The 14,190-nt window shown below is 64.7% G+C and carries 7 protein-coding genes; 4 read left to right on the top strand and 3 right to left on the bottom strand.

The annotated features are described in order from the left end of the window. The first annotated feature begins 80 nt into the window (after positions 1-80). A complete protein-coding gene (locus WDJ58_RS24345) occupies positions 81-488 on the top strand; it encodes a hypothetical protein (protein ID WP_338918194.1) in 408 nt (135 codons plus the stop codon). 21 nt (positions 489-509) lie between these two features. Here WDJ58_RS24345 and WDJ58_RS24340 read toward each other — a convergent pair whose 3' ends face one another. The 3 genes from WDJ58_RS24340 to WDJ58_RS24330 all read right to left on the bottom strand — a co-directional run bounded on the left by WDJ58_RS24340 (position 510) and on the right by WDJ58_RS24330 (position 1,767). Continuing rightward, the gene (locus WDJ58_RS24340) at positions 510-944 is read right to left on the bottom strand and encodes a TRAM domain-containing protein (protein ID WP_338918395.1); all 435 of its coding nucleotides are present in this window, start codon (positions 942-944) and stop codon (positions 510-512) included. Between the two features lie 111 nt (positions 945-1,055). Continuing rightward, positions 1,056-1,391: a hypothetical protein gene (locus WDJ58_RS24335; RefSeq protein WP_338918193.1), complete on the bottom strand. Its 336-nt coding sequence runs from the start codon at positions 1,389-1,391 to the stop codon at positions 1,056-1,058. A 151-nt stretch (positions 1,392-1,542) separates the two neighbouring features. Next, complete coding sequence (locus tag WDJ58_RS24330) at positions 1,543-1,767, bottom strand: hypothetical protein (RefSeq protein ID WP_338918192.1); 225 nt, start codon at positions 1,765-1,767, stop codon at positions 1,543-1,545. 805 nt (positions 1,768-2,572) lie between these two features. Between WDJ58_RS24330 and WDJ58_RS24325 the strand changes: the two genes are divergently transcribed. From WDJ58_RS24325 to WDJ58_RS24315, 3 genes are read left to right on the top strand one after another with little or no spacing between them, the layout of a single operon-like run. Beyond that, positions 2,573-2,992 carry a hypothetical protein gene (locus tag WDJ58_RS24325; protein WP_338918191.1) on the top strand — a complete coding sequence of 140 codons (420 nt, stop codon included), beginning with the start codon at positions 2,573-2,575 and terminating at the stop codon, positions 2,990-2,992. Between the two features lie 16 nt (positions 2,993-3,008). After that, the gene (locus tag WDJ58_RS24320; RefSeq protein ID WP_338918190.1) at positions 3,009-4,976 is read left to right on the top strand and encodes a hypothetical protein; all 1,968 of its coding nucleotides are present in this window, start codon (positions 3,009-3,011) and stop codon (positions 4,974-4,976) included. Next, a complete protein-coding gene (locus tag WDJ58_RS24315; RefSeq protein WP_338918189.1) occupies positions 4,976-14,164 on the top strand; it encodes a neuraminidase-like domain-containing protein in 9,189 nt (3,062 codons plus the stop codon). The genes WDJ58_RS24320 and WDJ58_RS24315 overlap by 1 nt, the downstream gene beginning before the upstream one ends. Positions 14,165-14,190: the final 26 nt, after the last annotated feature.

The following is a 14,190-nucleotide window of genomic DNA, read 5'->3' as shown; positions in this document are numbered from 1 at the left end:
ACCAACGCGAGCCGGCATCGCGAGATTTTCCCTCGAATCGCAGTAATGTTCTTACTCTTTGTCGGTGAATTGGATGATGAATGGCGGAATTCCGCCGGGCGGGGGATGAGCAGGTCAATGTCTTCGAGATCGACGAGACGTACCTGTTCAAGCACTACTTCGACGGGGAGGACGTGTTCGACCGCCTGAAACGTTACTACAACAACCAGCAGTATCGTTTCGAGGTCCCGGTCGGTGCCTTCGAGGACCTCCGCTCGTTTCTCGCAGAGCACGGATACGGGCTCGTGGTCGTCGACGCGGTCGCGGAGTTCGCCGTCGTCGTCAAGAAGTACACCCAGCACCCGGAGAACATCTTCAAGGGGTCGGTGATCCACCGCAGTGTCGACGGCTACAACGCGTTCCTGATGACCGACCAGGCGGCGGTCGACCGGGCAACTCGCGAGGGCGCGATCCGACTCACCAACACGGGCCTCGAGAATCCCTTTTAGCTTGGACGTGGCGGTTGGGGCTCAGAGCGTTCGGGAATCCGGTTCGACGACGCTGGCGAACGCGACGTTCTGGCGAACATCGTCGATCTCGATGGTCGGTTCGTCGCCGGGCTGGGCATCCGGGACGATGACGACATATCCCCGCTCGACTTTCGCGATGCCATCACCCTGGTCACCGAGCGTCTCGACCGTCACCTCTCGAACCTCGCCCTCCTTGACCGGTGGCTCCGGCGGGCCCTGCTGACGGGCGGCCTCGGAACGGGTCGACCCCTGCGAGGCCTCGTCGCGACGCCCCTCGGACGTAGGAGACGAGAGCATTGCAACGCGGTAGGTCTCGCCAGCGGTAACGGCGTCGTGGTCGATCTCTCTCGACGGAACCTCAAGCACGTACGTGCCGTCCTGTTCCTGCACAGTCGTACTGAAGATAGATCGCAGCGAATCTGGAATCTCGACCATCGGAATCGTAGACACTCGGACGGTACAACACTTAGTTCCGAGGTAAGTCAACGCGATAGCAGGAGTGTCGCACGAATAGTGCAGCCCGAGGGTTTCCTCCAAGTGGAGCGGTTACTTGGCATCCAGGAGTTGACCGATGGCTGTCAGTCTGTTCGCATCGTACGTCGTGAGATCGTAGATGGTGGCGTTATTCCGGTTGGTCAAAATCGAGAGAACATCGAGTTTCGCGAGGAGGACGAGCGTCTGGCCCAGACCGCGGGTGCCGATCTGGGGGTCTGGAATATTCTCGTAGATATGCCTAACACGGGCGTAGTTCCGGTCCGTATTGTCCAGACCTTGCTTGGCATCGTCCCAGTACCCGTCGAGATAGCCGTAGCCCTGCGGGTTCTCCTGTTTCATGTCCGTGAGGAGAGCTGTCAGGTCGGCTGTTTCAACGCTCATGGTCATTAGTACGGCAGTGTGTGGTCATCTCACAAAAACCATGCAGACTGGCTTCTCACAGCGAAAATTGCCCGGCTGGCCAGTTATATTGGTTGCTCGCTGCTGGTCGAGACGGTTCGTGATCTGGCGGAGGAGCGTTGAGACGTGGACCGTGCGCTCACTCCCCGATGAGCCAGAGGGTAATCCCCACACCGCCGAGGACGGCGACCGCGATGGCAAGCACCGGGATCACGCCCGTCCTACCCAGACCCGAACTGAGCCACAGGCCGACGAGGGCAACAACCAGGACTACGACGCCGACACCAACGGCCCATTTCCGCTGGCCCATTAGAAGGGAGCCGTCTCCTGAGGACGTGTTCGGCGGGTCATTATTCAGGACCATACATCCAGTAAAGAGAAGAGTGGAATAAATCCGATGGGTACGTCCTGATTTTCGTCGAAGCGCTATTGGACTACCTCCATTAGCCTCATCGTAGCGGGGAATGTTCATTCAGCTTTCTGCCAATACAAAAGCAAGGGGTCAGTCGGTTTATAATAGAAAATACTGGAACTTCGGCAGTCAGCCGATCTAACGATGCTGGGGACGGTGTGGAAGAGCTCAAAGGGGATCAAGCGGGTTATGTGGTGTGTGATTTCCGGCCCCAGTAATCTTTGAATTCATATATCCACGACATGGGCTGGGTGAGAGTCAGAGCGGGTGCGCCTTGTCTGTCGATTATTACTTACGCCCGTCTGGATAGTTTAATAACATTTGATTTTGATAACGGTGATAAATAGTGATAGATTTTGGCCTGCTGATGAAACCCGGCGAAGGAAAAAGTGATACGGAATCGCTGATCGGCTGCCTAGCCAGTGCAACGGCTCTTACTCAAGTAGCGAAGTGCAAGGTCAAAAAACGGAAGAGTGATCCTCAGATCAAACGATCCAGACAAAACAGAACGATTGGTACAGACCCCCCAAGTGGAGGTTCACGAAACCGCCGACGTGGCGTGGAAGGGACCCAGTGGAGAATTCGAGCCCGTCGTTACCCCCGGCCGTGTGAAGGAGACAGTCACGGACGACGCGCCCCCGGAGAGTGCTACGGTGGTCGTGGTAAACGGCGATTGACCGGCACTCGCGGAGACCTAACTCCGACCCGATCAGAGCTACGACCCCCACTATCGCCCGCTAGACAGCGAGAGCTTCGGATGGCCGTGACGCTGAATTCGCCGGCAGGAGAATCAATCGCCTCAGCCGATCCCATACCAGACCCAGATGTGGTCAAGGTTCTCGACATCGAATTGGCCTTTGGTGACTCCGCGCCCGTGACGGAAGGGAATGATCTCCTGAATTCCATGCTGATCAAGTCGACCGCATCGGCTGCCACAGAGCCCGGCACCATCCGTTCGGTCGAAGACGCCCCAACTCAACCCCTCATGCCAAACCTGCAAACACCGCGGGAGGGGAGTGACCCTGATGGGATACTGGATGCGGCCGCAAACTTCGTCGAGTCAGATCAGTACGTGGAGAAGATAAATGCGGTATTGTTCTCGTTGTCCGACCTTTTCGACGGCACAGGTTGCGGAGTTCGGCCGCTTCCAATCGGGGGTCCGTCCGATGGCGCGTGACGATGAATACGGTCACATGGACGACCGACCGCTGGCACAACCGTGTCTCGCTCGGATCGAGCGCCTGCTTGACCACTGCGACGAGGTAGCCGAGATGCTCGATGTGATCGGCAGGACGCTCGTCGACGAGCGTGACGACGACGTCGGGTCGACCGTCGCCGAGGTGCTCGATGAGGTCGAGGAGACGTTCGTCGACGAGCGCGACGCCGAGGTCGAGTCGATGGTCGCCGACCTCCTAGAGGCGGTCCGGAGTGCTCGACAGGACACGTACGAGACGTTGGACAGAGAGCTCTCCAAGCTCCTCGCAGCTGATCCGGGATACGGAAGCGACGAACTCACGCCCGGAACGAAGGATCGCTATATCGGGGAGCTGACCGACCACCACGACCGGCTCTGTGCGGTCACCGCGGGCCTCTCGGACCGGATCGAGGAGGGTGACCACGAGGGAGCACTGGCTTGCGTCGACGAAGCGCGGACGGCGCTCCGGCATCTGGAGTCGGCCACTCTCCACCTCAAGTGTATGCTCAGGAGCGACGGGACGTCGGTCGTCCCGGCAGACGGGGCCGACGGCGGGTCAGTTGTAAAGGGGCGGATCACCCAGGACGGGACGGCCGCCAGCGGGCTGACGGTCCGGGCGTACGACCGCGATCTCAGGGGACACGAACGGCTCGGGGAGGCGACCACTAACGCCGACGGCCGCTACCGAATCGCGTACGGTCCCGACGTGTTCGCGGCCGGCGAGCGCGCGTCGGCGGACCTCCTGATTCGGGTCTACGACGAGGTCGGCGGGCGGCTCGCCGCTTCTGATGTGCGGTACAACGCCGACGCCAGCGAGACGATCGACTTGGAGATCCCACCGGAGGTCGTCGTCGAGCCCAGCGAGTATGCGCGGCTTAGACACGAGCTGAAAGCGGTGCTGAACGGCGTCGAACTGACGGACCTGTCCAAGGAGGACGTGGAGTTCCTCCGGCACGAACTTGATCTGGCCGGGCGGGCCGCGTACCCCGCCGGCGGCGAGACGCTGACGACGCTACTCGAGGCGGCGGCGCTGGAGGAGCGGTTCCCCGCGGACACGGAACTGCTGTACGGGCTTGGCAGGCAGGACGTGGAGCTTCGTGTCGAAACGTTCGCGACGACCTCCACCGAAGAGATGATGATATGCTACGAGACGGCTGTCGCCGAAAACATCGTGGGCCACCGGGAGAATGCCGAGTCTGACATCACGGCGATCCAGCGGCGCGCCTCCCGCAGCGTCGAGCGGCGAGACTGGCAGTCGAGGGCTGTCATCTTCGAGGTCATCGACGTGGACGGCGATCCCGCCCCGGGGTACCGTCTTAGCCTCGCGGACCAGCTGAGTGGGCGCTCGATCGCCAGCGGGACGACCGACGCGGAGGGGCGGGTAACCATCCAGGTGACGATGCCCCCCGGCGACGACGCGATGCGGGCCCTGGACGCGACCGTCACGAACCAGGTCGGCGAAGCCATCGTGAGCAAACAGCTGTCGGTGACGGCGGGATCGCCGTCGACGGTGACGCTCCCACGCGGCGTCGGCGACGACGGGACCGCGATTGGGGAGCTCGATCCCAGAACGATCGGACTCCCGGAGGAGGCCACCGCGGCACTGGAGGCTGTCAGTCTGGCGGAGATCAGGTCGGCCGGCGACGTCGCCAGTCTCGGCATCGACTTAAACAGTGAGGTCGGCGACCATGTGGCGGATGTGGCTCGCCTCGCCCTGATGGCCGACCTCGAAACGGCCTCGGCCCTCGCGACGGCGGGATACGACAGCCCGGTAAGCGTCGCGGACACTCCCGTCGAGACGTTCGTTGAGTCTATCGGTGACGGGGTCGACCCGGACGTAGCCAGGGAGATCCACACGACGTCCCAAGTCCAGTCGGCGGTCCTCTCGGCGACACTCGCCGGGCGCCGGGCGGCGGTTGCGAACGGGACTGACGTGCCCGCCTTTGATATTGGGGGTGATGCCTGATGTCCGCCGAAAACGAGACACTGCCGCCGGAACTGAAGGCTCACAAGTGCAGTTGCAGCGACTGCGATTCCGCCGTGAGCCCGCGCGCCTACCTGGCCGCCCTCCTCAAGTACGTGACCACCCATGTCACGCTCGAAGACGAAAGCGAATCGGGTAGCTCCGGGGATCCGATCACGCTGTCGGACATCTCGAACCTGTTCCATCAGCCGATGGCCGACCTGCCGGCGACCTGCGACGGGGACGAGGAGGGGGTGCGACACATCCGCATCTGTGTCGAGGCGTTGCTAGGCCTGCTCGAGGATAAGGAGGGGGATCTGGACGGTTTCACCGCCCACGCCGCGACGAGCGAGTACCGCAAGGCGGTGTACCAGGCCCTGCTCTCGGAGTGGGGAACCTCGCTCCAGGAACTCAGAGAGGCCAACCGCGACGAGGAGACCCGGACTCTCGTCGCCGATGTCGTCGGGGTTCCCGAGTCGGAGGTGTCGTCGCTGCGGCTCGATCCGTCGGCGCCGCGCTCCGACGACAACGCAGTGACGGAGGCCGAACTGGCCGCCCGGTTCGGGTACCCACAAACGACGAAGAAGGCGTCGGGCACTTGGACCCGCGCGGATCCGCTGAGCGAGCCAACTCCGCCCGCGATCGGAAACTGGCGGCTCGATCGCCTCCGTCATGAGTGGGCTTCGGAGGACTACTCGGAGGATCCCTTCGCACTCCATCATCAATTGCCCGGGGGACCGTCGGTAGACAAGGCCGGCGAGCAGCCGGTGATCGATCCGGACGTGATAAGCCCCGACGAACTGCGGTATCCCGAGTCGGGGACCCCGGCCTACGACCTCTGGAAGCGGCGCCGGGAGTGGGTTGACAACCAGCTCGCGGCCATGTGGGAACACGCCCCATCCGGCGTGGAGCGGGCCCTCGTATGGGTCGACAGCGGCTTCGAGTACCCCGTCGGTGGCCAGTCCCGGCCGAGCCCGTGGGACGGCTGGAACCGGGGTAACTGGTCGGGGACGACCACGGTCGAGAAGTTCCAGTCGATCGCCGCGGACCTGGACGCCGCCGCCGACACGGCGGCGGAGACGGCACGGACGGCCGTCACCGAGGGGCTCCATCTCCCGATCAGCGCGTTCACGCGACTCGTCGAACTCTGCACCACGGCGGTCGAAAGCACGAGCGGTGGCCTCTCGGACGCCGGGTACTGGGAGTTGGGGTCGATCCTCGTCGAGTCACGCAAGGGCAGCCTGACGGCCGAGTGGTTGGCGGAGGAGGAAAGCGAGGGGATCGACCTCGGTCCGGGGACATTCTGGCTCTCCCAGCGCGAACCGAAGGAGGGAGACCGTGTCGACGAGGAGCTAGAGGGGATCGCGGCCGTCGAGACGGGCAGCTTCACGACCCCGACCGAACCGGGTAGCGTCTCCGTCAGGGACGTCGGGTTCCGGCCGGACCTGGTGGTCCTGCGGACCGCGGCGGCGACGGCCCCGGAACAGTCCGGAACGAGCGGCGGGCTGTCGGGAACCATCGGTTGGGGACACGGCGCCGTCCGTGCCGTCGGCGACGACGGGATCGAACAGACGGCGACGAGTCTCACGAGCGACGCGGCCGGCAGCGACGAGGCGACCGCCGAGGTGCGGACCGACGCGGTCCTGACGCTCAGAGGCCACGACGGCGGCCCCTCGGGGACGCTGCGCGCGTCGGCGACCGGGCTGACGCCCGCGGGGTTCGATGTCAGCTTCGAGCGGGTCGACGCCTTCGCCGAGGACGGACTGGTCGTCGAGTACACGGCCTACAAGACCGCCGCCGGGGCTCGGGCGGACGTCGGCCACTTCCGGACGCCGGACGCCACGGCCGGCCACGTCCAGGAGATCCCGCTGGCGGTCGACGCCAGCCACGTCCGATTGATCGGGAACGGCGGCGCCACGACCGTCGACACGACCCGTATCGCCGGTGACCACGCTGCGATCTCGCACGGCGAGGTTGTCGGGAAGTCCGTCACTGGCCAGTCGGTCAGGAGCGTTACGCTCGGACTTGACGACGACGACGGCTACGCGGCCGCCGCCTACGACGACAGGGCGCTGTATCTTCCCTTCCAGACGGGCGGTTCCATCGACGGGGAAACGTCCGCGAGCGCGACGGGGCTCGGCGAGACGCTGACCCTCGACTACGGCTCGATCTACCAGGGCGCCGGCGACGACCCGGTCCCCCGGCGGCTGGTCACCTACGTCGCCGTCGAGACTGGAAGCGTCGCTGAGCCCGAGATCGGACACGTACGGAGTCCGGACTCGACCGGGACGGTCCCGGTCTCGACAGGTTTCCGGCCGGCGCTGATCGAACTCTCCGCGTGGGGGCCGATCGACACCATCGGATCCTCGTCGATGACTGATGCCGGCTCGCTGGCCTGGTCGTCGGGCGCGGCGACCGCGACGGACCGCCAGCGCGTGATTGGCGCGAGCCACAGCGGCCCGGACGCAAGTGGCCACGCGGGCGCGAGCGGAACCGGCAACGCCGTGACCGTCGCCTACGTAGAGGCCGACGGCACAGTCACCGGAACGGACACCGCCGCGGTGTCGTCGATCTCCGATTCCGGCTTCGAACTGGACTTCTCGTCGGTCGCGACGACGGGTGACTCGACGACGGAGCACGACCGGATCCTCGTGTTCTACCGGGCGTGGCCCCGCGCCGTCGGCATCGACGAACGAACGGAGCCGTTCATCGATCCACAGCGGATGGCCCGTTCGGATCTCCCGGAGCGGACGTTCGCCGGGACCGCACGGATGCTGTACGACGACCGGGCCGACCAGATTGAGGCCATCCGCGAGGAGGTCGCCGGGGCGTACCACGGAGCAGCCAGCGGCCAGAACCCCATCGACGCCGCGCTGACTACGGTCTACGGCTCGCGGAACTGGGAATCGGAGCTGCGCTCAATCCGGATTGCGCTCGACGCCGGGCGTTCGCCCCTGGCGCTGGAGCAACTCGGCATCGACGCCGACACGTTCGACACGCTCTGGCGACTCAGGAGCGTCACCGGACCGACGGGTGCGGGCGGCGATCCGGACACCGCGACGCTGGAGGACCTGTTCGGGACCCTCGCCCGGATCGGGAAACGCCGCCGCAAGTACGATACGGGCGACTGGCGGGCCGAGGAGCGCGACGAGGGAATCGATCAGTACTGGCAGGCCTACAAGGCGACGCTTCCGCCGCACAGGGCCAGCTTGGAGCGGCGAAAGACCTGGCAGCGGGCGCTGCTGGCCCGGGGGAGCAACCCGACGATCGATCCGGATCTGATCGAGTCCGTCGACGAGTTCCCGTCGCCGGCGGCCGGGACCGACCAGTTCGACGTCTGGACCGACCGCCAGCAGCAACTCGGTTCCTGGACTCGCCCGGGGACGCAACTCGAGGGGATGATCCAGACGGGCATCTCCGAGACGACTGGGTCGGCCCCCTACGACTTCTCGACCGCGCAGTCGTCTTTCGAGACGGTCCTAGCGGACCAGCTCGATCTGACGGCCAGCGAGTTCGCGACGTTGATCGAGCGGCGCCACAACGGCAAGGACATCTCGGCGCGCATCGCCCAGTTGAACCTCGGCATCGCCGAGTTCGACCACCTCACGACGGTCAGGTCGTCGCTGATCGATCGGGTGCCGCTGACCGACGAGGAGTGGGAGAGCGTCCAGAATATCATCGTGCAGGCCCGCAAGCGACGGCAGTTCGGTGTCTGGCGGCGCGTCGAACGGGCTTACAGGATCACGCTGCGACCGGAGCTGTTCGACCTCCCCGACCAGGGCGACCGGGTCCCGAACGTCGACGACGACGATCCGTTCCGCTGGCGGTTCAATGCGGCAGTGCGGCGCAACTGGCTGGACATGCTGGAGTCCCGCACCGACCAGCGGACGGCGATCGGCGACGAGATCGGCGAGGCGGTCGCCAGGGCGGAGGTCGAGGCGTTGCCGATCCGCAACGAGCGCCTGATCGACGAGCTCTCGCTGCCGTCGTCCGTCCCGGTCGACGAGCGCCCGGAGTACCTCAGCGAGCGGCTGTTCATCGACACGGAGGCCCACGAGTCGAAGATGACTACCCGGGTGAGCCAGGCGATCACCTCCCTGCAGTCGCTGGTGGTGGACCTGAGCCGCCGGAAGATGGAACTCCCCGGCCGGACCCTGCGGCTCACCGAGGGCGACGAGGGATTCGAGACGCGCTGGGAGTGGCTGGGGACCTACCCGGCTTGGAAGGCCGCGATGGGCGTGTTCTTCTACCCCGAGAACATCCTGAACCCGTCGCTGCGGCGGAACAAGACGCCCGGATTCGAGGAACTCGAACGGCGGTTCCCCTCCGGCGGCGGCACACCACGCCGGATCGTCGACGCAGTCGACGCGTACCAGGAGTACTACCGCGACGTGGCGACGCTCACGGCCGAGGCTGCCTGTATGGCCAGGAACCCGAAGGTGAGGGAGTCGCTCACGAGCAATCCCTACGACGCGATATACGTGTTCGGCCGTGGCAACGCGACTGATACCGTGTACTACCGATGGTGTGGCGAGCCGAACGTGGTCCAAGAGCCCGACACGGCGCCGAGTCTTTGGCGACCTATCGAGACAAAAAAGGACATCAGCGAGGTCATCGGTGCGTGGAATAACACATCGACAATCTACCTGTTCGTGCGTACCGACGACGGGTCGCTCGGGTACTACACCGACGAACCGGCCGAGGGGTGGGGCGAGTTCACGGAGATTTCCATACCCAGTGGACTGGACGACCTCCACTCGGCACACATCGTCGTATCCGACAGCATTCACGACCCTCCTGAACTGTTCGTTATGGGGGACGACGACGATGACACCTACACCGGCGCCCACTACGCCACGTTCAACGACGACAGGACGCCGCCGGATGGCAGCCAGTGGGACTTCCTCCACAACAGCATCGTCCGGAACATCGAACTGGTCGCCAACTTCAATGGCGAGGTAGTCTGGGTCGACGACAGCGACATCTACTATCAGGAGCTGAACCATGCCGCCCCGGCCAAATCTGAATCGCTTGACACTCTCTCTGACAAATCTGATTTCATCTGTACCGCAGCGGCGTTCATCCCCGGAGGCTCGTTCACCGACAAGATCATTCTCTTCGATTACTCCTACCGAATTTATCAGGGAGAGTACAAGAAGGAGACGATGGTAGTTGACAACCCCGGGGTCCTCAATTCTCCGACTGGGGATCCGAAGGACGCAGTGTCGTCGCTGTCGGTCGGTTCAATGTCAGCGTTCCCGGATTCTGCACCCGACCTTGTACAAGTGAACAACCTCTCACTGGACACGAAGGACCCGATCGGCGAAGCGACGGCGTTCTTCCTCAACGAGCTGCCGACGCTGGATACGAGCGGTCACAGCACCCGGAACGCCGGCGTGCGGCTCACCGGCCTCCTCAAATTCACGTCAGACGACACCTACATTGAAATCCCTGGTGAACTGTACAAGGTGCCGGCGGAGACGTTCCACCCCAACACGAAGTGGGGGCTCGGCTTAGCGGCACTGTGGGGCATCGACTTCGAGGCCAGCGACGGCGACCTCAGGATCGACGTTTCGCCGGCCCAGCAGGAGACACTGAAGGACAAGACGAAGGAACTCGTCGACACGCACAACCAAACGGGCTGGGAACAAAACGAGGTCTACATCGAGGAGGCATACTTCCACGTCCCGCTGTTCGTAGCCCGGAAGCTGTCGGAGGCCGGTTACTATGAGGCCGCCCTGGAACTCTACCGGGTGATCTACGAGTGGACGGCGGACGAGGACGCGCTTGCCAGTACGGGTGGCGAAGCCGTCTGGCACGGGCTCGCGAAGGAGCAACAGCGGTCGCCGGTCCGGGAGTTCACCCCCAGTTCCGACTGGCTCCGGGACCCGATCGATCCTCACGCGCTCGCGGAGGGGCGATCGAACGCGTACACGCGGTTCACCCTGTTCTCGATCCTGCAGTGCCTGCTGGATTACGCCGACGACGAGTTCGCCACGGACACCCGCGAGTCGATCGCCCAGGCCCGGACCCTCTACGAGGGAGCGCTGGACGTCCTCTCACACGACGTGCTCCGCGATGACGAGGATCCATGCACGAAGCTCACCTCCGACTTCGAGGCGAAGCTCCAGACGCTATTGATCGAGGGCGAGGCGTGGAACTGGTCCGGCGACCTCGCGCAGGACGAGGTCTACGCTCGCAAGGAGGAACTCCACGACGCGGTCACCGGGCTCCGATCCTTCGAGGACCGGTACCGGGCGGCGACGGCGGTAGTCACGCACCTCCGGAACGAGGACCTGCAGGCGGCGCTCGACGCAGCAAACGAGTGGGCCGAGCGCGACGAGCGACTCACGACCTACGCCGACCTCTCCTCCAGTAGGACGGCGAAGACGGCGATGCTGAGAGACGCGTCCACGAGCGTGACGGTACGGAACGCAGCCGCCCAGTTCAGGCGTCTTCAGGTGACCGACCGGCCCGGCGGGAATTGGGACCTGTTCGGCCGGGCGGTGGGCCCCGACGGACCGATCGGGATCGGATCGGTCGGCAGCGGGATCTCGAGTGGCACCGGTGTCGGTGCCGATGGCAGTATCTCTGACACGAACATCACGGCGATCCCCGGACCGGTGTACTCCGATCCTGGGCTCTGGAGTCGGATCGGGCGATCGACCGTCGAGCGCGTCGATCCAGAACGCGACCGGGTCGATCGGCCGCCGGCGGACCAGCCCGACGAGGGGCGACCCGAGGAGGGCGAGCCCCGCGAGGACGACTCACGGCAGCCACGCGAAGAGGAACGAGAACACGAGGAGCGTGAGGAGATCAGCGGAGAGCGCGATGACGGCGATACTGCGGGGGACGGGGATGCCGAGACCGAGAGTGACACCACCGGCAGCGAGAGAACGAGTCCCGCCAGGGATGACGAAACGGCCAGCCCCTGGCAGCCCCAGTACGACAGCACGGCGGTCGTCTCGCAGGCGAGCATGGACCTGCTGGCGTCGACGCCCCACGAGTTCTGCGTGCCGAAGAACCCGGTATTAGACGCCCTTCGGCGCCATGCGTCGCTCAACCTCGAGAAGATTCGCAGCGGGCGCAACATCGCCGGGATCAAGCGATCGGTCGATCCGTACGCGGCGTCGACCGGCGTCGAGAGCGCCGCGCCCGACCTCGGGGGCGGCGCCGGCGGTGTGGCAGCCGCCGGGAGCGCACAGAGCACACAGGCCACCGACTACCGGTACGAGACGCTCATTGAGCGCGCCAAGGAGCTGGTGGCGGTCGCAGAACAGATGGAGAGCAAGTACATCCGTGCGCTAGAGAAGCTCCAGAGCGAGCAATTCAAGCTCACGAACGCCGAGCAGGACGTCGAGCTCTCCCGGGAGCGGGTCACCCTCCAAGACGCCCGGCTCCAACGCGCTGAGGACAGGATCGACCTGATCGAACTCCAAAAGCGGCGGGCCCAGATCCGCTCGGAGACGTACAAGAAGTGGATCGACGCGGGGCTCAACCAGTTCGAGCAGCAGATGATCAGCTCCTACAAGAGGGCTGGGCAGGCGACGATGCGGGCGAACCGGCTCGGCGCGATGGAACAGTTCCTCCAGTTCATGTCAAACGCCGCGACCGGCGGTGCGACCGCACCAGCCGCTATAGCGCTCGCCGCCGGGGCCCAAGTGTTCAACCTCATGGAGATGAGTGCACGCAACCAGGCTGTCGCGGCCCGAACGACCGCGAAGATCTCCTCGGTTCGAGCGAGCCAGGCCCGCCGCGAGCAACGATGGAAGCTCAAGCGCAAACTCGCACAGCACAACCAGCGCATCCAGGACCAGAAGATGACGCTGGCCGAGGACAGGATCGAGATCGTCGAGCAGGAGAAGGAGATCGCCCAGCTCAGAACCGAACACGCCCGTGACATGGTGAAATTCCACCGGAACAAGTTCTTCGATACGGAGATGTATCGGTGGATGAGCGGCGTGCTCAAGCGGATCTACCGGTACTTTCTCCAGCAGACGGCCTCTGTAGCACGGCTCGCCCAACGGCAACTGGCCTTCGAGCGCCAGTCGATGCCTCGACAGTTCATCCAGACCGACTACTGGGAGCTGCCTTCCAACGACGGTTCCAGCGACGGGCAGGGCGAGGAGCGGCGCGGGATCACGGGATCGGAGCGGCTCAGACAGGACATCACGGAACTGGACCAGTGGGAGTTCCGTACCGACGAGCGCAAGCTCCAGGTCGAGAAAACGATCTCCCTGTCGGACGTGGATCCGATCGCGCTCCAGCAGTTCCGTGAGACCGGCGTGCTCCCCTTCGAGACGACGTTGGACCAGTTCGATCGCGACCACCCGGGGCAGTATATGCGCCTGATCGAGGACGTGTCGGTCGATCTGGTCGCCCTGACGCCGCCCGACGAGGGGATCAACGCGACGCTGCGGACCAGCGGCACCTCGCGGGTCGTTGTCGGCGATACGCTCTTCCGGGAGAAGGAGATCTCACGGCGCCCCGAGACGGTCGTACTCAACCGGTCGACGGCGCCGGAGAGGAGGGATCGGACCCGACTTGAGCCCGATCGGAGCAAACGGCTCCGCCCCTTCGAGAACATGGGCGTGGCGGCCGACTGGGAGCTGCGAGTACCTAAGGCCGCTAACGACTTCGAGTACGCCACGATCCAGGACGTCCGGGTGACGATCAGTTACTCGGCGTTCGAGAGCTATCAGTACCGGCGGCAGATCCAGAGTCGGATCGGCACCCTGCGGAGCCGCCAGCGGGCGTTCAGCCTGAACGACGACTTCGCCGACGCCTGGTACGATCTCCACAACCCCGAGGGGACCGCGACCCCGGGGTCCGTCGAGTTAGAGGTCGACCAGACGGACGTTCCGGCGACGCTGTCGGACCTCGAGATGGGCGGCGTACGGTTGTACCTGGTCGGCCCCATCAGCGAGAACGAGCGCGAGGACCTCCAGGACATCGAGTTCACGCTCGGACTCCGCCGGCCAGACGGGACGACCGCCGAGGCGACCGAACGGCCGGTCGACGGGATCGTCTCCTCGGACAAGTTCAGCGGGATCGCCCCGACGGGCACCTGGAAGTTGACCGTCACGCCGCCGGACACCGGTCCCGTGAGCGAGCCGTTCCAGGACGGCCCGATCGAGGACGTGCTCGTGATCCTCGATCTGGAGGGCCGTGCACCGGGGTGGCCGGAATGAACGGCGGGACCCGATCGAGCGCGGAG

It is taken from the genome of Salinirubellus litoreus, assembly GCF_037335815.1.
In the GTDB taxonomy this organism is placed as follows: domain Archaea; phylum Halobacteriota; class Halobacteria; order Halobacteriales; family Haloarculaceae; genus Salinirubellus; species Salinirubellus litoreus.
This window is presented reverse-complemented; position numbering and strand designations above follow the sequence as displayed.